Annotated in this window: 22 protein-coding genes; 13 read left to right on the plus strand and 9 right to left on the minus strand. The window is 65.2% G+C overall.

Going from position 1 to position 23,324, the window contains the following annotated elements; genetic code table 11:
- Position 1: 1 nt before the first annotated feature.
- A complete protein-coding gene (locus J2Y63_RS03320; protein WP_435264916.1) occupies positions 2–1,138 on the minus strand; it encodes a glycerol dehydrogenase in 1,137 nt (378 codons plus the stop codon).
- A gap of 86 nt (positions 1,139–1,224) precedes the next feature.
- On the opposite strand from J2Y63_RS03320, the gene J2Y63_RS03325 reads away from it, so the two are divergent.
- Positions 1,225–2,007 carry a shikimate dehydrogenase family protein gene (locus J2Y63_RS03325; protein WP_435264917.1) on the plus strand — a complete coding sequence of 261 codons (783 nt, stop codon included), beginning with the start codon at positions 1,225–1,227 and terminating at the stop codon, positions 2,005–2,007.
- Between the two features lie 53 nt (positions 2,008–2,060).
- Here the strand turns inward: J2Y63_RS03325 and J2Y63_RS03330 are convergent, their stop codons facing one another.
- The 5 genes from J2Y63_RS03330 to J2Y63_RS03350 all read right to left on the minus strand — a co-directional run bounded on the left by J2Y63_RS03330 (position 2,061) and on the right by J2Y63_RS03350 (position 7,781).
- Positions 2,061–3,059, minus strand: coding sequence for an ABC transporter permease (locus J2Y63_RS03330; RefSeq protein ID WP_435264918.1), 999 nt, complete (start codon positions 3,057–3,059; stop codon positions 2,061–2,063).
- Positions 3,049–4,542 (minus strand): sugar ABC transporter ATP-binding protein, encoded by a 1,494-nt coding sequence (locus J2Y63_RS03335; RefSeq protein WP_435264919.1) that lies wholly within the window; start codon positions 4,540–4,542, stop codon positions 3,049–3,051. The genes J2Y63_RS03330 and J2Y63_RS03335 overlap by 11 nt, the downstream gene beginning before the upstream one ends.
- Before the next feature lie 62 nt (positions 4,543–4,604).
- A complete protein-coding gene (locus J2Y63_RS03340; RefSeq protein WP_435264920.1) occupies positions 4,605–5,846 on the minus strand; it encodes a sugar ABC transporter substrate-binding protein in 1,242 nt (413 codons plus the stop codon).
- Between the two features lie 80 nt (positions 5,847–5,926).
- A complete protein-coding gene (locus J2Y63_RS03345) occupies positions 5,927–6,916 on the minus strand; it encodes a transketolase family protein (protein WP_435264921.1) in 990 nt (329 codons plus the stop codon).
- Position 6,917: 1 nt separating this feature from the next.
- Positions 6,918–7,781, minus strand: coding sequence for a transketolase (locus tag J2Y63_RS03350; protein ID WP_435264922.1), 864 nt, complete (start codon positions 7,779–7,781; stop codon positions 6,918–6,920).
- Positions 7,782–7,847: 66 nt separating this feature from the next.
- Here J2Y63_RS03350 and J2Y63_RS03355 point away from each other — a divergent pair, with 66 nt between their 5' ends.
- Entirely contained in the window at positions 7,848–9,380 is a 1,533-nt protein-coding gene (locus tag J2Y63_RS03355; RefSeq protein ID WP_435264923.1) for an aldehyde dehydrogenase, read from the plus strand.
- Positions 9,381–9,383: 3 nt separating this feature from the next.
- On the opposite strand, the gene J2Y63_RS03360 is transcribed toward J2Y63_RS03355, so the two are convergent.
- The 3 genes from J2Y63_RS03360 to J2Y63_RS03370 all read right to left on the minus strand — a co-directional run bounded on the left by J2Y63_RS03360 (position 9,384) and on the right by J2Y63_RS03370 (position 12,443).
- Complete coding sequence (locus J2Y63_RS03360; RefSeq protein ID WP_435264924.1) at positions 9,384–10,067, minus strand: GntR family transcriptional regulator; 684 nt, start codon at positions 10,065–10,067, stop codon at positions 9,384–9,386.
- Positions 10,068–10,106: 39 nt separating this feature from the next.
- Positions 10,107–11,711, minus strand: coding sequence for a GMC family oxidoreductase (locus tag J2Y63_RS03365; RefSeq protein WP_435264925.1), 1,605 nt, complete (start codon positions 11,709–11,711; stop codon positions 10,107–10,109).
- A 96-nt stretch (positions 11,712–11,807) separates the two neighbouring features.
- Positions 11,808–12,443, minus strand: a complete 636-nt coding sequence (locus tag J2Y63_RS03370) for an HAD family hydrolase (protein WP_435264926.1) — start codon at positions 12,441–12,443, stop codon at positions 11,808–11,810.
- Positions 12,444–12,632: 189 nt separating this feature from the next.
- Here J2Y63_RS03370 and J2Y63_RS03375 point away from each other — a divergent pair, with 189 nt between their 5' ends.
- Genes J2Y63_RS03375 through J2Y63_RS03425 form a run of 11 tightly spaced genes read left to right on the plus strand, consistent with a single transcriptional unit; the run spans position 12,633 to position 23,274 of the window.
- Entirely contained in the window at positions 12,633–13,277 is a 645-nt protein-coding gene (locus J2Y63_RS03375) for a bifunctional 4-hydroxy-2-oxoglutarate aldolase/2-dehydro-3-deoxy-phosphogluconate aldolase (protein ID WP_435264927.1), read from the plus strand.
- A 56-nt stretch (positions 13,278–13,333) separates the two neighbouring features.
- Positions 13,334–14,167 (plus strand): SDR family oxidoreductase, encoded by an 834-nt coding sequence (locus J2Y63_RS03380; protein ID WP_435264928.1) that lies wholly within the window; start codon positions 13,334–13,336, stop codon positions 14,165–14,167.
- 4 nt (positions 14,168–14,171) lie between these two features.
- Positions 14,172–15,230: a zinc-dependent dehydrogenase gene (locus J2Y63_RS03385; protein WP_435264929.1), complete on the plus strand. Its 1,059-nt coding sequence runs from the start codon at positions 14,172–14,174 to the stop codon at positions 15,228–15,230.
- A complete protein-coding gene (locus J2Y63_RS03390) occupies positions 15,227–16,276 on the plus strand; it encodes a galactitol-1-phosphate 5-dehydrogenase (protein WP_435264930.1) in 1,050 nt (349 codons plus the stop codon). Before J2Y63_RS03385 ends, J2Y63_RS03390 begins: the two co-directional genes overlap by 4 nt.
- 19 nt (positions 16,277–16,295) lie before the next feature.
- Positions 16,296–17,795 (plus strand): glycerol kinase GlpK, encoded by a 1,500-nt coding sequence (gene glpK, locus J2Y63_RS03395; RefSeq protein ID WP_435264931.1) that lies wholly within the window; start codon positions 16,296–16,298, stop codon positions 17,793–17,795.
- A 12-nt stretch (positions 17,796–17,807) separates the two neighbouring features.
- Positions 17,808–18,755 carry a shikimate dehydrogenase family protein gene (locus J2Y63_RS03400; protein WP_435264932.1) on the plus strand — a complete coding sequence of 316 codons (948 nt, stop codon included), beginning with the start codon at positions 17,808–17,810 and terminating at the stop codon, positions 18,753–18,755.
- Positions 18,756–18,767: 12 nt separating this feature from the next.
- A complete protein-coding gene (locus tag J2Y63_RS03405; protein WP_435264933.1) occupies positions 18,768–19,340 on the plus strand; it encodes a glucose-6-phosphate isomerase in 573 nt (190 codons plus the stop codon).
- 13 nt (positions 19,341–19,353) lie between these two features.
- Positions 19,354–20,277 (plus strand): phosphoglycerate dehydrogenase, encoded by a 924-nt coding sequence (locus tag J2Y63_RS03410; protein WP_435264934.1) that lies wholly within the window; start codon positions 19,354–19,356, stop codon positions 20,275–20,277.
- Positions 20,274–21,596, plus strand: coding sequence for an MBL fold metallo-hydrolase (locus J2Y63_RS03415; protein ID WP_435264935.1), 1,323 nt, complete (start codon positions 20,274–20,276; stop codon positions 21,594–21,596). The genes J2Y63_RS03410 and J2Y63_RS03415 overlap by 4 nt, the downstream gene beginning before the upstream one ends.
- 3 nt (positions 21,597–21,599) lie before the next feature.
- The gene (locus tag J2Y63_RS03420) at positions 21,600–22,385 is read left to right on the plus strand and encodes an SDR family NAD(P)-dependent oxidoreductase (RefSeq protein ID WP_435264936.1); all 786 of its coding nucleotides are present in this window, start codon (positions 21,600–21,602) and stop codon (positions 22,383–22,385) included.
- 10 nt (positions 22,386–22,395) lie between these two features.
- Positions 22,396–23,274: a sugar phosphate isomerase/epimerase family protein gene (locus J2Y63_RS03425; RefSeq protein WP_435264937.1), complete on the plus strand. Its 879-nt coding sequence runs from the start codon at positions 22,396–22,398 to the stop codon at positions 23,272–23,274.
- Positions 23,275–23,324: the final 50 nt, after the last annotated feature.

Here is a 23,324-nt window from a genome sequence, read left to right on the forward strand (position 1 = left end):
TTCATCTTCCTCTTCGATTGGCGATGGCGGGGCGCATATGGGCCTCCCCCTCGATGGCGAGCATGGCGTCCACCAGATCGGCGACGGTCAGCGTTTTCGGGAAATTGAGCATGTGCGGCACGGCGATCGACGCTTGCGCCACAGCCGTGAGCTGCGAGCGGCTGATCTGCGCGGCGGTCAGGTCCGAAAGGCAGAGCGGCAGCCCTGCATGATGGTAGAGCGCCAGGAGGGCGTCGGGCATGGCTTCGCCCATCAGCCGGTGGTGCACGACGAGACCATAGGCGACCTGCAGGCCATGCGGTCTAGCCTTGACGCCCGGCAGTAGCGGCAGGCCGCGCGTCAAGGCATGCGGCACGGACAGGCCGCCGCTTTCGAAGCCGAGCCCGGCCATCAGGATCATCGCTTCGACCGCGGCCTCGAACGCCTCGGTCGGTTCGCCCGTGCCGGCAGCGTCGTAGGCCGCCCGGCCGTGCGTCATCAGCGTATCGTAGCAGGCCGTCGCGATCGTGCCGGCAAGCCGCGTCGGCCTTGCGCGGAACATGGTGAGGCCGCTGCCGGCGGCGCAGGCGAACGCTTCGGCCTTCTTGGAGAGCGCGTCGCCCAGCCCGGCCGCGAACATCGCTTTCGGCGCGCCGGCCAGCAGCAACGTGTCGACGACCACGAAGTCCGGGTTGCGGGGAAGGTGTCTAACTTCCAGCAGCATATCGTCCTCGTCATAGAGCACATAGTTCTTGCTCGTCGGCGCATCGTTGGAGGCCACCGTGGGAATGGTGATCAGCCGCAGCCCCCGCGTACCGGCAAGCGCCTTGCCCGCATCGATCGCCCGCCCGCCGCCAGCCGCCAGCACGATCGACGGCGTCGCATCGCCGAGCCTGGCTACGAGGTCGTGGCCGGTGTCGGGGCCAAGCCGGCCTTCGAAGGGCAGCACCGTCAGGGAAACGCCTCGCTGCTCACAGGAGCTGCGGATCGTCTGTTCGACGAGCGGCAGGATGTGCACATCCGCCACAAGCACCGCGCTTTGGCCGAACTGGGCTGCGAAGTCGCCAATGCGGGTCAGGATGCCGCGTCCCTGGACATAGCGTCCGGGCGCTCCGAAAACCTTGAGATCGGCGCCGAAAATGGTCAAAGGGGAATTCATGTCTGCGTCTCTATGGATATTTCATATATCATATATTATGTAGTCTAGCGCGCAAGCGCCTTCTTGTCGTTTTCGAGGATAAACCCATGATTACCGGGCATACCCGCTTCGTCCCCCTGCTCGCCCATCCCTGCCGCCATGTGCGCACGCCGCCGCTGTTCAACGCCGAATGTGAACGGCAGGGGGATGACATCGTCATGGTGCCCCTCGACGTTCTGCCGGAACGGCTGCACGCCACCGTCGACAACCTGCGGGCAATCGAAAACCTCGCCGGCATGGTGATCACCATTCCCCATAAGGGAGCAATTGCCGGGCTGTGCGACCGTCTCGTCGGTGCGGCAGCCCTAGTCGGTGCCTGCAACATCGTTCGCCGGGAGAAGGACGGCAGCCTCACCGGCGGCATGTTCGACGGCGAGGGTTTTGTTGCCGGCCTTCTCCACCGTGGGCACGATCCCGCCGGCAAGCGCGTGCTGCTCGTCGGCGCTGGCGGTGCGGCGAGCGGTGTGGCGCATGCGCTGCTCCGCGCCGGTGTGGCCAGCCTGACGATCGCCAACCGCTCGCCGGAAAAGGCCGAAACCCTGGCGGGGCAGTTGCGCGGCCTCTTTGAAAACGCCCACATTGAGATCGGCCCGGCCGATCCCCGCGGTTTCGACATCATCATCAACGGTACCGCGCTTGGCATGCATGCTGGCGATGCGCTGCCCGCCGATGTGGACCGGCTCGACGCGGGCACGGTCGTCGGCGAGGTGGTGATGCAGCCGGATGTGACGCCGCTTCTTGCCGCGGCGGAAGCGCGGGGCTGTGTCGTTCACAAGGGCATCCACATGATCGAGCAACAGGTGCGCCTGCTCGTCGATTTCCTGAAATGAAAGAAGGCCCGCATCGCGCATCGTGATGCGGGCCAGTTTCGCGTGCGGGAGGTTCACACGCGGCGTTTCGCCCGGGCGCCGATGCCCTGCATCAGCACGGCGAGGATGATGATGACGCCCTTGATGATCTGCTGCGGATAGGCCGGCACGCTCATCAGGTTCATGATGTTGCCGATCAGGCCGAGGATCAGCACGCCGATCATCGTGTTCGTCACCGTGCCCCGGCCGCCGGACAGCAACGCGCCGCCGATGACGCAGGCCGCGATCGCATCGAGTTCCAGGCCGATTCCGGTGACCGGCGTGCCGACCGCGGTGCGCGCGGTCACGAAGATGCCGGCGAGTGCCGAGAGCGCACCGCTCAGCGTGAAGGCAAGGAACTTGTAGCGCCAGACGGGCAAGCCTGCGAGGCGGACGGCATTCTCGTTGCTGCCGGTGGCGACGGTCAACCGTCCCCAGTTCGTGCGACGCAGCAGGAAGACGAAGAGCGCGATGACGACGATCACTGCCAGAACCGGCCAGGGCAGGCCGATGCCAGGCAGGCCCTTGCTGCCGAAGCCGGTCAGGATCTGTGCGGTCGGCAGGTCGCGCGGAAAGCGCACCGGCTGGCCATTCGACAGCATATAGGCGAGGCCGCGCGCCATGGTCATCATGGCGAGCGTCGCGACGAAGGAGGCCATGCCGAAGCCGGCCACGAGCGCGCCGTTGATGGCGCCGAGCAGCGCGCCGAAAAGAACGCCGCCGAAGACGCATATCAGCAAGGCCGTCGCGCCATCGAAGGGCAGCGCCGGCATTGCCATCGCCACGCCCATGCCGCCGATTGCCGCGATGGAGCCGACCGAAAGGTCGATGCCGCCGGTGAGGATGACAAGCAGCATGCCGATCGAGACGAGGGCCAGGGGCGCCAGTTGCCGCAGCAGGTTGAAGAGGTTCTGCAGTGTCAGGAAGTGTTCCGACAGCAGCGTGGATATCACCACCAGTGCGGCCAGCATGATGTAGATATTGTAGGTGACGAGGAGGGAAACGAGGCCAGGAGCCTTCGGATTAGTGGACATGCTTGCGCCCCATTGCCAGTTCGATGATGCCTTCCTCGGTGAGCTCTTCGCCGGCGAGTTCACCGGCAAGGCCGCCGGCGCGCATGACGATCACGCGATCGCACATGCCGATCAGTTCGAGCATTTCCGAGGAGACCATGACGATGGCGGCACCATTGGCCGCCAGTTCGTTGATGACGCGGTAGATCTCGACCTTCGCGCCGACATCGACTCCGCGCGTCGGTTCGTCCAGCAGCAGGATCTCGCAGCCCGAGACGAGCCACTTCATGATCGCCACCTTCTGCTGGTTGCCGCCGGACAGCGTGCCGGCCTCGGCGTCTATGCTCGCGGCCTTCAGGTTCAGCCGGCTGCGCAGCGCCTCGGTGGCGCCGCGCTCGCGAGCCTCGCGGATGAGGCCCCAAAGGCCGAGATGCGGATTGACCGGCGTCAGCATGGCATTGTTGAGGATGGGCAGGTCGAGCAGGCAGCCCTGCTGCTTGCGATCCTCCGGCACAAGGCCGATGCCCGCCCGCACGGCATCACCGGGCGAGCGAATGGTGCGGGCACGCCCATCGATGCGGATTTCGCCGGCCGAGACCGGGTCCGCGCCGAAAATCGCGCGCAGCACCTCGGTCCGCCCTGCGCCGACAAGGCCGCCGATGCCCAGCACTTCGCCGCGACGCACCGTGAAGCTGATGTCGGAGACCAGCCCGCCGGCGGCGAGCGCGTCCACCTCCAGCGCCACCGGGCCGGGGGCGGCATGCCGTTCGGGGAAGAAGTCCTTCAGCTCGCGGCCGATCATCAGGTTGACCAGCGACGTGTGGTCGAGCGCGCCGGTTTCCCAGGTTCCGACTGTCGCGCCGTCCTTGAGCACGGTCACCCGGTCGCAGAGGCTGAAGATCTCGTCGAGCCGGTGCGAGATGTAGACGATGCAGACGCCCTGGTCGCGCAGCCGTCGCACCAGGTCGAAGAGCTTTTCCGTCTCGTGCGTGGTGAGCACGGCGGTCGGTTCGTCGAGCACGAGGATCGAGCAGTCGCGCGACAGCGCCTTGCAGATTTCCACCACCTGCTGGCGTGCGATGGTGAGCCCACCGGCGATCTCGCCGGGATCGATATCGTCGAAACCCATGCGGGCGAGCAACTCGGCGGCACGGGCATGCATGGCCCGCCGGTTGACGAATAGGCCGTGTCCCAGCGTCTCGATCAGGATGTTTTCGGCGACCGTCAGGTCGCTTGCGAGCGAAAATTCCTGGTAGATGATCGACACGCCGTTGCGGATCGCGTCCTGCGGGTTCGTTATGCTGACGGGCTCTCCGCCAATGCGGATCTCGCCGCCGTCATGGCTATAGGCGCCGGCGAGGATTTTCATCAGGGTCGATTTGCCGGCGCCGTTTTCGCCCATCAGGGCATGCACTTCGCCCGCGCGTGCCGAAAACTCGGCCCCACTCAAAGCGGCGATGCCGCCGAATTCCTTCGAGATCTGCCGCATGTCCAGGCGATCCATGTCCTGCCTCCCTTTCATCGCGGCGGACCCCGCAAGGTCCGCCGCATCATCCCTGGTGCCGATCAGCTCTTGAGTTCGCCGATCGTCTTGAAGGCGGGGACCGTGTAGCGGAAGAACGGGTTTGCCGTGTCCGGGTCGATGAACTGGTCGGCGTTCTCCTTGGTCACGATCTGCGAGGGGTAGTAGGAGCCGAGCGGCAGGTTGTTGGCATCGAAACCCTTGTCGAAGATCTGGTTGATCAGGGTGATGACGCCTTCGCCGGTGTGCGAGCCGGAGCAAAGGCCGGTGACCAGCATGTCGCCGGACTTGACGAGATCGAGCGCGGTGCGGAAGCCGTCCGCGGCGTTGGCGACCTGGATCTTGCCCTTGAGGTCCTGGTTTTCCAGTGCGCGCAGCGCGCCCATGCCCATGAAGTCGTTTTCGGCGAGGATGATGTCGAGCTTGGAGGAATGTGCTGTCAGGATGTCCTCCGCGGCATCGAGGCCGCCTTCTTCCGTCCAAAAGCCGACGCCCATCGAGACGACGCTGAATTTGACCTCCGGATAGTCGAAGGCGCCGCCGGTCTTCAGCTCCTGGAACTTGTTGAAGCCGGCGAGCATGGCGTCTTCCTTGGAAAGGTTGAGGCCGAGCTGCTGGGCACGCTCGTAGATGATGCCGGTGATCATGCCGTTGACGCGACTTTCCGAGGTGGAATTGCCAACGGTGCCGAGGATCGCGGCCGCCGTGATCGGCTTGTCGGCGCCATAGTGCTGCGCCACGAAGCGCCCCGCCTCGAAACCGTTGCCGTAGGGGTTGAAGAGCACCGTCGTGACGATCGGGCTGTCGTCCGGCACGGTGCCGAGCGCGATCACCGGAATGCCGGCATCGACTGCGCGTTGCGCGTCGGCTGCGGCGGCGGCGAGGTCGGTCGGGTCGAGCACGATGACGTCGACCTTCTTGGCGATGAAGGCATCGATCTGCGCCGACGTCTTCGCCGGGTCGCCATCGGCGACCTGCACGTCGAGTTCATAGCCGTATTCGGCGGCCTTGGCCTTCGCCGTGTCGATGACGCTGACGAACCAGGGATTGCCGAGCGTGATTTCGGTCCAGCCGATCACCAGCTTTTTGCTCGCATCGCGCGGCGTCGTCGGCAGCGCCTTGGCGACATCCGAACGGTCCGCCATTTCCGGGTCGATGACGCCGGAAAGGGCGGAATTCGGCAGGAGCTTGTAGATTTCGTGTTTTTCGGCGGCATTGGCCGCGCTGGTCATGATGGCCAGTGCGGCCGTGCACAGCATCAGCGATGCCGATTTCAAGAACGTCATGGTCTCTCTCCCTCAGTTGAAGTTGGATCGTCCGCTCCGGAAACCCGGAGCGGGATAACGCGCCCTCCCGGCGCGGGCCGTCAGCCGATGATGTCGCGGACGACGGATTCGATGCCGGCCTGGTCGAGCCGGTAATGGGCATAGAGATGCGTCGGCGGGGCGATCAGCGCGTATTCGTCGCGGATGCCGTGGCGCACCAGCCTCGCGGGACCGCCTTCCTCCGCCAGCACTTCGGCCACGGCGGAGCCTAGGCCGCCGAGGATGTTGTGCTCCTCGATGGTCAGGATGACCTTGGAGCGCGCGGCGGCGGCGAGGATCGCGTCGCGGTCGATCGGCTTGACCGTCGCCATGTCGATGACGCCGACGCTGCGGCCTTCGGCGGCGAGTTTCTTCGCGACTTGCACCGATGGGTGGACCGGTAGGCCGCAGGCGATGATCGTTACCTCTTCGCCCTGCGCATGCTCGACCGCCTTGCCGAAGACGAAATCGGCCTTGCTGTTATAGAGCTCCGGCTCGCGCCCGCGGCCGGTTCGGAAATAGATCGGCCGGTCATGGTCGACCGAGGCGCGGATCGCCGCTTCGAGCTGCGGCCCATCTGCCGGCGAGACGATCGTCAGGTCGGCGATCGAGCGCATGGTGCCGATGTCTTCCGTCGCATGGTGCGAGGTGCCGTAGAAACCCATGGCGATGCCGGTGTGGTGGCCGATGAGGCGCACCGGCAGGGCGCAATAGGCGACGTCCATGCGGATCTGTTCGCAGGTCAAAAGGCCGAGGAACGAGGCGAAGGTCGCCACGTAGGGCATCATGCCCGTGGTGGCGAGGCCGGCGGCGGCCGACACCATGTTCTGCTCGGAAATGCCGAAGCTGACATAGCGATCCGGATAGCGGGCGGCGAAGCGGTTGAGGCCGTTCGAATATTGCAGGTCGGCGGAGCCCGCGACGATCGGGTGTCCGGCCTCGGTCAGTGTGATCAGGCCGTTCGACAGATGGTCGAGGCCGGGATTCTTCATGTTCAGTTCCCGGTAGTGCCAGGAATTCGGCGAGGTCGGTCGCAGATTGGCTTGGGTCATCTCAGATCACCTTGGACAGAATTTCTTGGCGCGCGGCGTCCGCGTCGACGGGGTCGAGATAGCCGAGATGCCAGCCGGGCTCGGTTTCCATGTAGGAGACACCCTTGCCCTTCAGCGTGCGCGCGATGATGCAGCAGGGTTTTTCGCGGGATGCATCGGCCTTGACGCGACGCAGCAGCGCGGTGAGTTCCGCGATGTCGTGGCCGTCGACGACATGCACCTCCCAGCCGAAGGCCCGCCATTTCTCGTCGATCGGCTCGATGCCCATCACATCGTCCACCGCGCCGTCGAGTTGGTAGCCGTTGCGATCGATGATCGCGACGAGGCGGTTGAGCTTGTGGTGGGCGGCGCCGATGGCGGCCTCCCAGACCTGGCCCTCCTGCATTTCGCCGTCGCCGAGCATGACGAAGGTGGTGAAGTCGCGGCACTGCATGCGGCCGCCCAGCGCCATGCCGAGGCCGTTCGACAGCGCATGGCCGATCGAGCCGGACGAGAAATCGACGCCGGGCACCTTGCGCATGTCGGGATGATCGCCGAGCGGGTTGCCGAGGCGGGTATAGCCGTTCAGCACCTCGGTCGGGATGTAGCCGAGTTCGGCGAGGATCGGGAACAGGCCGACGGCCGCGTGGCCCTTGCCCATCAGGAAGCGGTCGCGGTCGGGCCATTTCGGGTCCGCCGAAAGCGACATCACGTCATAGTAGAGCGCGGCGAAGATTTCGGCTGCGGAAAACACCGAGGTGTAGTGGCCGACCTTGGCGATCTCGATGAGCCGGATGGTCTCCAGGCGCACGAACTGGGCGCGGTCCCTGAGCCGCGCGATCTCGGCCTCCGTGGGTCGGTAATCGTTTCTCACTGGCTGCGTCACACGCTCCTCCCTTCCTGTGCCGATCCCGGCAACAACTCCTTGCGATGGGGCGAGATAACATGATATATGATATATGTCACTGACAAAAATGGAGGAGATGACGTGAATCTTGCACTGACACAGGCGGATGTGGCCGCGATCCGCAGCCGGATCGCCATCAAGGGCCAGGCCTTCATCGACGGCCGCTTCGTCGATGCGGCCTCCGGCGAGACGTTCGACGACATCTCGCCGCGCGACGGCAAGGCGATCGCGCGCGTTGCCGCGGGCGATGCGGAAGACGTCGACCGCGCGGTGAAAGCGGCGCGCCGGACGTTCGAGGCGGGGGACTGGCGCGACCGGTCGCCGAAGGAGCGCAAGAAGGTGCTCCAGCGCTTTGCCGCGCTGTTCGAAAAGCACATGGACGAACTTGCCGTGCTGGAAACGCTCGACATGGGCAAGCCGGTGTCCGAAAGCCGCAACATCGACGTGAACGTCGTGCTCGATACGCTGCAATGGTATGCCGAGTGCCCCGACAAGCTTTATGACGAGATCGCACCAACGGGTCCTGGCCAGCTCGCCATGATCACCCGCGAGCCGATCGGCGTCGTCGGCGCGGTCGTGCCGTGGAATTTCCCGATGCTGATGGCGACGTGGAAATTCGCGCCGGCGCTCGCCATGGGCAATTCGGTAGTACTGAAGCCGGCCGAACAATCGCCACTGACGGCGATCCGGTTGGCCGAGCTTGCGGCGGAAGCGGGCATTCCCGATGGCGTCTTCAACGTCGTGCCCGGCTTCGGCCCGACGGCCGGAAAGGCGTTGGGCCTGCACAAGGATGTCGATTGCCTGGCCTTCACTGGCTCGGGCGAAGTCGGAAAACTGTTCCTGCAATATGCCGGCCAGTCGAACATGAAGCGCGTCTTCCTCGAATGCGGCGGCAAGTCGCCGAACATCATTCTCGACGACGTGCCGGAGTTGCGCGTCGCGGCGGAACGGGCGGCAACGGCGATCTGCTTCAACCAGGGCGAAGTCTGCGTGGCGCCGTCGCGATTGATCCTCTCCAAGCGCATCCAGGAGCAGTTCCTCGATATCGTCGTCGAGACGGCGAAATCGATCCGCCCGGGCGACCCGCTCGACCCTGCAACAAAGCTCGGCGCGCTGGTGGAAAGCGGCCATCGCGACCGCGTCGAGAGCTATATCGCCAAGGGCAAGGCGGAGGGCGCGCGGCTGGTGCTCGGTGGCGACCGGCCGGGCGATACGCCGGATGGCTACTATATCAACCCGACGATTTTTGCCGATGTGCGCAACGACATGACCATCGCGCAGGAGGAAATCTTCGGTCCCGTGCTGTCGACGATCACGGTCGAGGACGACGAGGAGGCGGTGCGCGTCGCTAACGACACGTCCTACGGGCTTGCCGCAGCCGTCTGGACGCGCGACCTGTCACGCGCCCACAAGATCGCTCGCAAGCTCAGGGCCGGCACGGTCTGGGTGAACTGCTACGACCACGGCGATGCCACCGTTCCCTTCGGCGGCTTCAAGCAATCCGGCAACGGACGTGACAAGTCGCTGCACGCGCTCGACAAATACACGGAACTCAAGACGACGTGGATCGAGCTCTGACGCTCACGGGGCGGCTTCGGCCGCCCCTTTTGCTTCCAGCCAGTCGACCATCACGACACCGACACCGATATCGGCCTGGATGGCGCGGCGTGCGCCTTCCGGGTCGCGGGCGGCCAGTGCGCGCAGCACGTCGTAATGGCCATGTTTGCCGCTGACGAGCACGCGGGGAGGGGTGTGCAGGTGGTAGAGATGGATGAGCGGCCCCATCTGCGCCCACATGCCTTCGATGGTCGAATAGAGCATCGGCATTTCCGCCGCTTCCGCCAGCTTGAAGTGGAACTCGCGGTTGATATGCGAGGCTTCGAGCGGATCGGTGGCGGCGGTCTTGGCGAAATCGGCGTGTAGCGCTTCAAGGACTGCCAAGTCCTTTGCCGATATCTTGACGGCCGCCTGGGCCGCCGCTTCGCCCTCCAGATGGTGGCGAATGAGCTGGATCTCGCGCAGTTCCGAGGCCGTGAGGCTGCGGACCTGGATGGAGGTCGCAGCCCGCATCTCCAGCGCCCGCTCGGTGACGAGGCGGAAGATCGCCTCGCGCACCGGCGTGATGGAAACGCCGAGTTGGTCGGCGAGGCTGGCGATGGTCAGCCGCTCGCCGGGCTCGTAGCGGCCGTCCATCAGGGATGCGCGAATGGTGCCGTAGACCTGCTCGGAGAGATTTCCCTTGTTGATTTTCGGCAGCTGGCTCATGCAGGGACCCGTGGCGTTTCCTATCCTGGCACTTACGCATCAAGCGTTCGATGGCGCAAGCGGCGCCAGGCCGCGGATGATATCCGAAGCTTTCTCTCCGATCATTATCGCGGTTGCGTTGGTATTGCCCGAAATCAGTGTCGGCATGACGGAGTTGTCCACAACGCGCAGATTGCGCAGGCCGTGCACGCGAAGCTCCGGATCGACGACCGACATCGCGTCGCGCCCCATCCGACAGGTGCCGACCGGATGATAGACCGTCTTGCCCTTGGAGCGGATATAGGCGCCGAGCGCCGCATCGTCGTCCACCGCCTTGCCGGGATAGGCCTCGCCGTCTTCCACGAAATCGGCGAAGGAGGGCTGCGCCAGAATGTTGCGGGCGAGCTTCAGCGCCTTCACGGAAAGCCGCATGTCCTCCGGCGCCGTCAGGTAACGCGGGTCGACGATCGGATGGGCGGCCGGGTCGGTGGATTTCAGCCGGATTTCGCCACGGCTCTCCGGCCTGAGCACGCAGGGGTTCACGGTGGCGCCGGCGCGTTTCACCTGCTCCTGGTCGCTGTCCATGAAGACGATAGGCACGAAATGCATCTGGATGTTCGGCTCGGCCTCCATGTCGTCGACATTCATGAAGGCGCAGGCCTCCGTGACATTCGACATGACCGGTCCCGACTTGAACAGCAGGTATTGCAGCCCGTTTTTCACGGACCGCAAAAAACTGTCCTCGCCGTAATAGCCGTGACGGCCGGTGCAGAAGCGGATGGCGGGGAATTCGAGATGATCCTGCAGGTTCTGGCCGACGCCCTCCAACCGGTGTTTGACAGCGATGCCGTGCCGGTTCAGTTCCGCTTCCGGGCCGATGCCGGACAGCATCAGCAGCTTCGGTGTCTGCACCGCGCCGCCGGAGAGGATGACGTCCTTGTCGGCCAAGGCCGTCTCGACCTTGCCGTTGCGGACATATTCGACGCCGCTGGCGCGGTCGCCGTCGAAGAGGATGCGGGTGACGAGGCAACCGGTGCGGATTTCGAGGTTGCCGGTTTTCATGGCCGGGCGCATGTAGCCGACAGCGGCGCTGCATCGGCGGCCGTTGCGGGTTGTGGTCTGGTTGAAGCCGACGCCGCGCTGGCGCGTGCCGTTGAAGTCCGGTGTGTAGGGAATGCCGGCTTCCTGGGCGGCGCGTACGAAGGCGCGCGTCAGGTCGGTCACCTGTCGGAGGTCGGAGACACCGAGCGGGCCGCCGATGCCATGATAGGCGTCCGAAAGCCGGTCATTGTCTTCCGCCCGGCGGAAATAGGGGAGCACGTCGCTATAGGCCCAGCCATCGGCGCCGAGGCGCGCCCAGTCGTCATAGTCGCGGCGCTGGCCGCGAATGTAGATGGCGGCATTGACCGAGCCGCCGCCGCCAAGCACCGCGCCCTGCGGCATCACGGGCGCGCGGCCGTTCAGCGCCGGCTGCGCTTCGGTCTTGTAGTGATAGAGAAGATCCGAGTCGAGCAGCTTCACGAAGCCCGCCGGAATGTGGATCAACGGATTGCTGTCGCGCGGGCCGGCCTCGATCACCAGCACCTTTCCCGCATCGCCGAGCGCCAGCCGGCCGGCCAGCGCGCTGCCCGCCGAACCGCCGCCCACAACAATATAATCCACCATCGCTTCCTCCCGGGATTTCATGATAATATATGATATATCTATTGACCTCGAGGAGGATCGTCAATGTGTCTTGGCACGGCCCGTCGGCTGTCCCGGTCATCGCGCGCCCAGCACGCGCTCTTCGAGTTCGGCCATGGAAGTGAGCCAGCGCACGCCCTGCGGCGGAGCGCTGTGGCTGTGCGGCACGAAGACCGTTTCGATGCCGGCAGCAAGGGCTGCGGCCGCGCCGCTGCCGCTGTCTTCGACGATCAGGCATTCGTGCGGTTCGACGCCGAGCAGGTAGGCGGCGCGGAAATAGCCCTCCGGGTGGGGCTTGCCGAGCAGGACATCGTTGCGCGCGACGGTGACGAGCCCGGGACGGACAAGGCCGGCGGCCCTGAGGTTCACGTCGACGATGGCGCGGTCGCTGTTGGAGACGACAGCCTGGCGGATGCCGGCCGTGGCGAGGCGGTGCCAGGTCGACACCGCGTCGTCGTAGCCTCTCAGTCTCTCCGCTGCGCGAAAATAATGGTGGTTCTTGCGGCACTCCCATTCCAGCGGATCAGCCTGCAAGCCGAAGTCCCGGGCGATGATCGCGTAGATCTCGTCGGCCGAGCGGCCGACGACCCGCGCCTTGAGGTCCGCGGGTGGCGGCAGGCCGGCCTCCTGCATGGCGCAGGCCAGCGCCTCGACCGCAATGTCCTCGCTATCCACCAGGGTGCCGTCCATGTCCCACAAGACTGCTCTGATCATGTTGTCGCTTTCCATTGCCAATTTTTCATTTCCGGGGGAGGCCGCCTTCGCAAGACGATATGAGGCCGCGCGCACGGGATTTCTCTCGATCGCCAGCGCAAAAAATAAAAATCATTTTTTTTGATATTGCACAATAACGAATTTCATTCTATCTGTTGGTCACGGTAGGAAATTCGATGGGAGGGGAACATGGCTTTGACCGGAGCGGAGGTGGTGAAGCGGATTGCGGCGGCGCGCATCCTGCCCGTCGTCGTGCTGGATCGGGCCGAAGACGCCGTTCCCCTGGCGCGTGCCCTGGTCGATGGCGGCTTGCCCGTCGCCGAGGTGACGTTCCGCACGGCGGCAGCGGCGGAATCGCTGCGCCGCATCCGCGCCGAGGTTCCCGACATGCTGCTCGGCGCCGGCACGGTCTTGACGGCCGAACAGCTCGACATGGCCGCGGAAGCCGGCGCGCAATTCATCGTCACGCCGGGTTTCAATCCGGCCATCGTCACGGCGGCGCAGGCACTCGGCCTGCCGATCGTGCCCGGCATCAACAACCCGACCGGCGTCGAGCAGGCCATGTCCTTCGGGCTGGAGGCCGTCAAATTCTTTCCGGCCGAGCCGAGCGGTGGCGTGCCCTTCCTCAAGGCGCTGACGGGGCCTTATCCGGCCATGCGCTTCGTGCCGACGGGCGGCATCGGGGTTGCGAACCTCGCGAACTACCTCGCGCTTCCCGCCGTGCTCGCCTGCGGCGGTTCCTGGATGGTGGACGCAAAACTCATCCGGGAAGGGCGCTTTGACGAGATTTCCCGGCTCACGGCGGAGGCGGTCGCGCTCGCCCGCACGGCCTGAACGGTTTCATCGAAAATCTGGACACGCCTCGATCGGGGCACAAAACGGAGGTTCCAATGCCCAGCAATACCCTGTCGGAGGGGCTGTCCCTCAAAGGGAAATCCTGCATCATCACCGGTGCAGCATCCGGGATCGGCGAAGCCGTTGCCCGCATCTATGCCCAGAACGGCGCCAAGGTCGCCATGATCGATTTCGACCGGGAGCGCCTGACGCGCATCGCCGGCGAGATCGAGGCCGATGGCGGCACGGTCCTGCCGATCTATGCCGATGTCTGCGAAGAGGAGACGGTTCGCGCCTTCTTCAAGCAGGTCAACGAGACCTTCGGCTCGGTCGATGTGGTGGTCAATTCCGCCGGTCGTGACAGTCTCGCCCCGCCGGTCACCCGCGTGACGCTGGAAGAGTGGAACAAGACGATCGGCCCGAACCTGACGGCCGTCTTCCTCTGCTGCCGCGAAGCCTTCCTCTATATGGAAAAGCAGGCCGAGGGCGGGCGCATCATCAATATGGGCTCCTCCTCGACCCGCGTCGCCTCCGGCCCCGGCCACAGTCCCTATCGCGCCTCCAAACATGGCATGCTGGGCTTTTCGAAGAACATCCTGCTCGAAGGCAAGGACAAGAAGATCGGCGTCACCGTTCTGAACCCCAGCCACGTCAAGACGCCGATGACCGAGATCATCGACAAGGGCCTCTATGACGGCGACCTCGAAGCCTATGTCGACGGCTGGCTCGACGAAAAGGAAATCAAGGAAGGCATTCATGCCTCCTGCATCGACGTCGACAACGTTGCCTGGCTCGCCCTCTACGTCGCGACCCGCACCCCCGACGTCACCATTCCGACCATTTCGCTCTACCCCACCCACAAGGCGCACCGCTACGGGATGGAGGTGTAAGCCGATGAAGGCCGCCGTGTATCAGGGCAGGGGCCGGATCGCGCTCGAAGAGCGCCCGCGCCCCGTGCCGCAGGATGACGAGGTTCTGATCCGCGTCTTCGCAGCCTCGATCTGCGGCACGGACCTGAAGGTCATCCGCGGCGGCCATTTTCGTGTCGGGGAAAACGACACGCGGGTGCTCGGCCATGAGCTTGCCGGCGAGATAGTCGAGGTCGGCCGGCATGTCGGGCATTGGAAGAGGGGTCAGCGGGTATCGGCGGTGCCGAATATCGGCTGCGGCCATTGCGAGATGTGCCGCCGCGGGCTCAACAATATGTGCCCCGACTACGAGGCCTTCGGCATCGATATCGACGGCGGCTTCCAGCAATATATGACCGTCACAGCCAAGGCGCTTTACGGCGGCAACCTCTTCGAGATTCCCGCCGGCATGAGCTACGAGGAGGCCTCGCTGGTCGAACCGCTCTCCTGCTGCTTCAATGCCTGGAAGGACCTTGTGGTGACGCCGGAGGACCGCGTCCTCATTCTCGGCACGGGGCCGATCGCCGGCCTGTTCCTGCAATTGGCGAAGGCCTATGGCGCAAGGCAGGTCATCGTGGTCGGCCGGCGCGCGGAACGGCTCGAAGAGATCGCGCCGCAGGGCGCGACGGACACGGTGGATTCCAGCCGCGTCGACGTGGTGGAGGAAGTGCTGCGCCTGACGGGCGGCCGCGGCGTCGATGTGGCACTGACCTGCGCACCGGCGCCGGAACTACAAGTCCAGGCGATGGCCTGCCTCGCCCGTCTCGGCCGCATGAACTTCTTCTCCGGCCTCAACAAGGGCACCAAGGTCGAGCTCGACACCAACAAGGTGCATTATTGGGGCCTGAAGCTGCTCGGCTCGACCGGCTCGAGCGTCGAGGATTACGCCCGGGCGCTGAAACTCGTGGAGACCGGCAAGATCCGCGTCACCGATATCGTGACCCATCGCTTCGGCATGGCGGATGCGGTCGCCGCCTTCGACCATGCGCTTTCGGGCAAGGGCATGAAGACCATCATTTATCCTCAGGAGGAGAGCCTGCGATGAAGGCCGCCGTTTTGCATGCGCCGGGGGATCTGCGCGTCGAGGATGTGCCGGTGCCGGGCATCGGCCCGGACGAGGTTCTCATCGAGGTGAAGGCCGCCGGCATCTGCGGCTCGGATATCGGCCGCGTGATGGTGACGGGCACCTATCGTTTCCCGATCATTCCCGGCCACGAGTTCGCCGGCCGGGTGGAGCGGGTCGGCGCCGCCGTCTCCCATCTGAAAGCCGGCGACCGCGTGGCTGTCGCGCCGCTGATGCCGTGCCGAAAATGCCAATGGTGCGAGGCGGGAAAGTTCCAACTCTGCGACGATTACGATTTCGTCGGCTCGCGCAGCGACGGCGCCTTTGCGCAATATCTCTGCGCGCCGGCCACCAACGTGCTGAAGGTGCCCGACAACGTATCCTACGAGGTCGCCGCGACGATCGAACCAGCGGCCATCATCCTGCACGGCATCCACAAGCTCGACCTGAAGCTTGGCGATGCGGTGGCAGTGGTCGGCTGCGGCGCGCTCGGTTATTTTGCCCTGCAGTTCGCCCGGCTTTCCGGCGCACGGCCGCTGATCGCCATCGACGTGGACGACGACAAGCTAGAGCTGGCGAAGAGCATCGGCGCTGATCTCTGCCTCAATCCGACGCGCGACGATGTCATCGCCCGCGTCCGCGAGGTGACTGGCGGGCGTGGGGTTGCCGTGTCGCTGGAATGCGCGGGCTCCGCGCCGGGGCGGGATCTGTCGATCATGGTTGCGGCTAAGCAGGGCGCGGTCATGCTCTACGGCACCGCCTATGGCGACGTTACCTTTGCGGAAAAGGCCTTTGCGAAGATGGTGCGCGAGGAATTGCAGGTGGTCGGCTCGTGGAATTCCTATTCCCTGCCGTTTCCCGGCAAGGAATGGTTTGACATCATCGGATTGCTTGGCGACGGCCGGTTGACGGTCGAGCCGCTGATTACCCACCGGGCGACGCTTGAGGAGGCGCCGTCCATTTTCAAGGCACTGAAGGACCGCAGCTTCGGCAGGTATCACAAGATCCTGTTCAAGCCGAACGATTGACGATGCGGGGGAGGAAGACATGGTTGAGCGTTATGTCATGGCACTGGACGAGGGAACGTCCAGTGCGAGGGCCATCCTTTTCGATCGGGGCGGCAACATCGTCTCGCTCGCGCAGCGCGAGTTCCGCCAGATCTATCCGCGGCCCGGCTGGGTGGAGCACGATGCCAACGAGATCTGGGCCACCCAGCTTTCCGTCGCCCGCGAGGTGATGCAGAATATCGGCATCTCCGCCGCCGAGATCGCCGCCATCGGCATCACCAACCAGCGTGAGACCTGCCTCATCTGGGATCGCAAGACCGGCGTGCCGCTGCACCACGCCCTCGTCTGGCAGGACCGCCGCACCGCCGGCATCTGCGACCAGCTGAAGGCGCGCGGGCTGGAACCCTATGTGAAGGAGAATACCGGCCTCGTCATCGACGCCTATTTCTCCGGCACCAAGCTCGCCTGGCTGCTCGACAACACGCCCGGCGCCCGCCGGCGCGCCGAGCGCGGCGAACTTGCCGCCGGCACCATCGACACCTGGCTGATCTGGAACCTCACCGGCGGCCGCGCCCATGTGACGGACGCCTCCAACGCCTCACGCACGCTGCTGTTCAACATCTGCACCGGCGACTGGGACGAGCGCCTGCTCGCCGAAATCAACGTGCCACGCGCGATCCTGCCCGACGTGCGCGATTCCTCCGACGTCTATGGCCTGACCGATCCCGATCTCTTCGGCGGCGAAATCCCCGTTGCCTCCTCGATCGGCGACCAGCAGGGCGCGCTTTTCGGCCAGTCCTGCTTCCACACCGGCATGGTCAAGGCGACCTACGGCACCGGCGGTACGCTGCTGATGAACACCGGCAGCCAGATCCGCACCTCCGACAACGGCCTGCTGACCACGGTCGCCTGGCGCCTCGGCGGAAAGCTGGAATATGCGCTGGAGGGCACGCTGTTTTCCGTCGGTTCGGTGGTGCAGTGGCTGCGCGACGAATTGAAGATCATCCACAGCGCTTCTGAGACGGAAGCCGCCGCGATGGATGTGCCGGACACCAACGGCGTCTATATCGTGCCGGCCTTCACCGGGCTTTCCGCGCCGTTCTGGGATCAATATGCCCGCGGCACGATCGTCGGCATCACCCGCGGCGCCAACCGCAACCATCTCATCCGCGCCTCGCTGGAATCCATGGCCTACCAGATCCGCGACGTCATCGACCGCATGGAGGCCGATTCCGGCATCGCGCTCGCCGAACTGAAGGTGGATGGCGGCGCGGCGATGAACAATTTCGTCCTGCAGTTCCAGGCCGACCAGCTCGGTGTGCGCGTGCTGCGCCCCAAGGTCATCGACACGACGGCGCGGGGTGCGGCTTTCCTCGCCGGCCTGGCCGTCGGCTACTGGAAGGACCAGGCCGAACTTCACACGGCCTTCGCCCTCGACAAGGCGTTCGAGCCGACCGTCGAACGCGCGATCGCCGACACGCTTTACCGCGGCTGGTGCCGCACCGTGGACCGGTCGCGCGACTGGGCCGAACACGACTAGGAAACGTTCGTCATGACCTACACACCAGCAAGCCGGCGCACGATGTATTTCATCGGCGTGACCACCGGGAAATCCTCGATCATGAAGGTCTTCCCGGCCTGGTCGGCCCATCTCGGTCTCGATGCCGAGATGAAGGGCATCGACTTTGCGCCGAATTCGGAACCATCAGCCTATCGCTGTGCGGTGGAGTTCATCAAGAGCGACCCGCTGTCTCTCGGCGCGCTGGTAACCACCCACAAGGTCAACTTGCTCAAGGCGTCGCGCGACCTCTTCGACGACCTCGACCCCTATGCCGAAACCCTGCACGAGATCAGCTCGATCTCCAAGCGCGGCACGCGTCTTGCCGGTCACGCCAAGGACCCGATCACGGCCGGCGCCAGTTTCGAAGCCATTGCCCCGGAAGGGCACTGGGCCAGGACGGGCGCGACGCTCTGCATCCTCGGCGCCGGCGGCTCTTCGCTCGCCTTGTCGCTCTACCTGCACAACAAGAATCGGGCAGGCGGCGACACGCCGCAGCGCATCGTCGTGACGGCGCGGCGCGAGGCATCGCTGGCCGAGATGCGCCACGTTCACCAAGAAATCGGTTTTGCCATCCCCATCGACTATCGCCTTGCGCCGACGCCCGCGGAGGCCGACGCGGTGGTGGCCGACCTGCCGCCGGGCTCCATGGTGGTCAACGCTACCGGCCTCGGCAAGGACGGGCCGGGCTCGCCGCTGACGGGCGCGGTCCAGTTCCCGCAGGACGGCCTCGTCTGGGAGTTCAACTATCGCGGCGACCTCGTCTTCCTCGACCAGGCACGCGCCGCAGCCGAGAACCGCAACCTCACGGTCCACGATGGGTGGGTCTACTTCATCCACGGCTGGACCCGCGTCATCGCGGAAGTTTTCGACATCGACATCCCCATGTCCGGGCCAGCCTTCGACGACTTGAGCCGCATCGCCCGCGACGCCACCGCCTGAAAGGAACAGGACATGACCGTTTTACCAAGCCTGCATGAATTCAACCTCAACAACGGCCTCAGCTCGACCCGCGAGCCGATCCGCCGCACGCTCTCCAAGATGAAGGGCATGTTCCACGACGAGGCGGCCTTCGAGGCGCAGCTCGCCAGGGGCGACAGCCTGCTCTACGAATTCTACGACATGGGCGTTCCCGACAGCGAAAAGGACATCGCCTACGGCACCTCTATCACCTATCCCGGCAAGGTGGGCGATGAGTACCACATGACCAAGGGCCATTTTCACACGGTCATCGATACGGCGGAAGTCTATTACTGCCTGCGCGGCCACGGCTACATGATGATGGAGACGCCGGAAGGCGAGACGCAATGGCTGGAATTCCTGCCGGGCAAGGCCGTCTACGTGCCCGGCCGCTGGGCGCACCGCTCGATCAACGTGCATCCGACCGAGCCGCTCGTCACCTTCTTCGCCTTTCCCGGCAATGCCGGCCATGACTATGGCACGATCGAGAGCAAGGGTTTCCGCAAGCTGATGGTCGAGCGCGACGGCAAGCCGACCGTCATCGACAATCCGCGTTGGAACGGCTGAGCGGACGAGACCGATGACCGGTAAGATCGCCGTCACGCCCCGCTCGCTCTCCGGCGCGGGCCATCCCGTCCTGTCGCGGCTCGTGGAGCAGGGGTTCGAAATCGTCTATCCTGCTCCCGGCAAAATGCCGTCGGAGGAGGACCTGCTGCGCAGCATTCCGGGCTGCGTCGGCTGGCTTGCCGGCGTCGAGCCGATCAGCCTGCGCGTGCTCGATGCGGCAAGCGGCCTCAGGGTCATCAGCCGCAACGGCACGGGCGTCGACAATATCGACATTTTCGAAGCCGAGGCGCGCGGGATCACCGTAGAGCGGGCGACCGGGGCGAACGCTCGCGGCGTGGCGGAACTTGCCATCGGCCTGCTGCTCGCCGCCTCGCGCCATATCCCCTGGTCGCACCAGCACATGAGCAAGGGGGAATGGCGGCGGCGCATCGGCTGCGAGGTGAAGGGGCGCACGCTCGCCGTCATCGGCTGTGGCGCCATCGGCCGCGAAGTCGCCGACATGGCACTCGGTCTCGGCATGGAGGTGGTCGGCTACGATCCCTATCCGAATGCGGGCTTCGTGCGGCCGGGTTTTCGCTATGTCGGCCTGGAGGAGGGGCTGTGCGGGGCGGATGCCGTGAGCTTTCATTGCCCGCCCGGCGAAAGGCCCATGCTCGATGCCGCGATGTTTTCGCGCATGCGCAAGGGTGTCATCGTCGTCAACACGGCGCGCGCGGAACTCATCGATGACGGCGCCATGCTGGCGGCGCTCGAAAGCGGACACGTCTCCACGCTGGCGACCGATGTCTTCCATCAGGAACCGCCCTCGGCCTCCGCGTTGCTCAGCCACGAGCGGGTCATCCTGACGCCCCACGCCGGCGGCTTCACCGAGGAAAGTGTCGACCGCGCCACCAGCGTCGCCGTCGACAATCTTTTGAAGAACCTGGTGTGCCCGTGAGCATCCCGGAGACCCGCCGCCTTGCCAGTGTCGATCGTCTTGAACCGGGCGACGGCGCGACGCTGGCCTGGCTGGGGCAGGCGGGGTTCCTGATCGCCCAGGGCGGATTGCGCATCGTCATCGACGCCTACCTTTCGGATTGCCTTGCGGAAAAGTATCGTGGCACACCCTTTCCGCATACGCGCATGACACCGCCGGTCATCGCGCCCGATGACCTCACCGGTATCGACTGGCTGCTCTGCACCCATGGCCACACGGACCACATGGACCCCGGCACGATCCCAGCCCTGCTGGCGGCCAATCCCGCTGCGCGCGTCCTCGCCCCGCGGGCGGAACGGGCGCGTGCCATCGAACGCGGCGTGCCGGAGGACCGGCTCGAGCTGATCGATGCAGGGGAAAGCGTCGATCTCGGCGGCGTGCTGGCGACCGCCACGCCTGCAGCGCACGAGGACCTGCGCAAGACCGAGGACGGCCATCTGTTCCTCGGCTACGTGCTCACCGGCGGCGGCGTCACGCTCTGGCATTCCGGCGATACGCTTCCGTTTCCCGGTCTGGCCGAATGGCTGATGCCGTTTCGTGTCGATCTCGCTCTGCTGCCGGTCAATGGCCGTGATGCGGAGCGGGCGGCAAACGGCGTGCCCGGCAATCTCACGCTGGAAGAAGCGGTGGCCCTTGCCCACGAAATCGGCGCGCGCGCCATGCTCGGCCACCATTTTGGACTTTTCGACTTCAACACGCTCGATCCCGTCGATGGCGCACGACGTCTGGCCGCCCTCGCGCCGCAGGCGGATGTGCGCTTGATAGAAGCGGGAACGGCGTATTGTATCGCCCCGGTTGCCCGCCCACCCTTGTCGGTGCTGATCGTCTGCCGCGGCAATATCTGCCGCTCGCCGACGGCCGACGGCATCCTGCGGGCGGCCTTGCCGGATCATCGCATCGACAGCGCGGCCATCATGGACTGGAACGTCGGCAAGCCGCCGCATGGCGAAACGACCGCGGTGGCGGCAGGGCGAGGCATCCGTCTCGACACGCTGGTGGCGCGCCAGATCCGAAAGACAGACTTCGAGGAATTCGACTTGATCCTCGGCATGGACGACCACAACATGGCGGCGATCCACGCCTTGCGGCCCGCAACGAGCCGGGCGCGGATCGGACGGCTCGGCGCCTTTTCGGCGCCCGGCGAGGAAACCAGCATCATCGACCCGTGGGGCGAACCCCGCGCGACCTTCGAGGCCGTCTTCGATCAGATCAAGACAGCCTGCGACCGGCTCGCGCAATTCGCCCGCGTGGGCAGTACGACAAACAGGGAGAGGAACTAGGACATGGATTTCGGGATCAACGGCAAGATCGCCATCGTCACCGGCGGCGCCACGGGCATCGGCTATGCCATCGCCAAGACCTTTCATGACGAGGGCGCCGTCGTCGTCATCAACGGCCGCGACCAGGCCAAGCTCGACAAGGCCTGCGCCTCGATCGGCCCGCGCGCCCACGGCGTCGTCGCCGACCTGCTGACGCCCGAGGGGGCCACAACGCTTGCGGACTTCGCCGGCAAGCTCGGCCCGGTCTCCTTCCTCGTCAACAATATCGGCGTCTTCGACGTCAACGATTTCTTCGAGGTCAGCGACGAGCGCTGGCGGGAATATTTTGAGCACAACCTGATGACGGCGATCCGCATCTCGCGCATCGTGCTGAAGGACATGCTGGCGCGCAACGACGGCAGCATCGTCTTCATCTCCTCGGAAGCGGCGATCCGCTCCATCGGCAACATGATCCCCTATTCGACGACGAAGACGGCGATGCTCGGCCTCAGCCGCTCACTCGCCGAACTGACGCGCGGTACGAATGTGCGGGTGAACAGCTACATGCCCGGCAGCACGGCGACGGAATCGGTGGAAACCTATTTCGCCGACCTCGCGGCCCAGCAAGGCAAGACGGTCGAGCAGGCGCTTGCCGATTTCTACCGCGACGTCCAGCCCTCCAACCTCACGCAGAAACTGATCGACCCGGCCATGCACGGGCGCGGCGTCGTGCAGTTGATGACGAACAATGCGATGAACGGCGTCTGCCACCGCGCCGACGGCGGCACCATCCGCTCCATCTTCGGCTGAGGAGCACGACATGAGCGGAAAACTCGGCATTCACAGCCTGGTCTTCACCGATGACTGGTCGCCCGCGGCGGCGGAGGCGAGTTGCCGCGCCGCCGCCGAAATCGGCTTCGAACTGATCGAGGTACTGCTGTTCGACCCGGCCGCGCTCGACATTCCGCTGACCAGGCGGGTGGCGCGGGAGGCGGGGCTGGAGCTCCGCCTCGGCATGGCGCTCGGGCCGGATACCGATATCGCTTCAGATGATCCAGAGGTGGCGAGGCGAGGCGAGGCGAGCGTCGCCCGCTGCCTGGAGATCGCCGCGGAACTGGAGGCGCCCGCCGTCTCCGGCATCACCTATGCCGCTTTCGCCAACTATGCGGCACCAGCGACGAAAGCCCAGCGCGCGCAGGTCGCGGCAAGCCTTGCCCGCCTCGATCGGCGTGCCGGCGAACTCGGCGTGCGCCTCGGCCTCGAACCGGTCAACCGCTACGAGAGCTACCTCGTCAACACGCTGGACGAGGCAGCCGACCTGATCCGCGCCTCCGGTGGCTCCAATCTCTTCATCCACATGGATACGTTCCATATGAACATCGAGGAGGGGGATATCGCCGCCGCCATCCAGCGCAATGCATCCCTGCTCGGCTACGCCCATGTCGCCGACAGCAATCGCGGCCTGCTCGGCGGCGGGCATTTCGACGTGCTCGGCTATTGCCGCGCGCTGGAATCGGCGGGCTATCGCGGCGATCTCACCGTTGAGGCGTTTTCCTCCAAAATGCTCGGCGAGGGGCTGGTCGGTGGCGTGCGGCTTTGGCGGGAGGCGTGGCAGGATTCGCTGGTGGCGGCGCGGGCGGCCTATGATGTCTTGCGCGTGGCGCGGGAAAGTGCGCGGGCCGGGTGCGCTGTCTGGTAACAAAAAGGAATTTCATTTTCCCCTCGTTGCAAGCTATAGAATTGCGACGA

The organism is Shinella sp. BE166 (genome assembly GCF_051201095.1).
Classification (GTDB): Bacteria; Pseudomonadota; Alphaproteobacteria; order Rhizobiales; family Rhizobiaceae; genus Shinella; species Shinella lacus.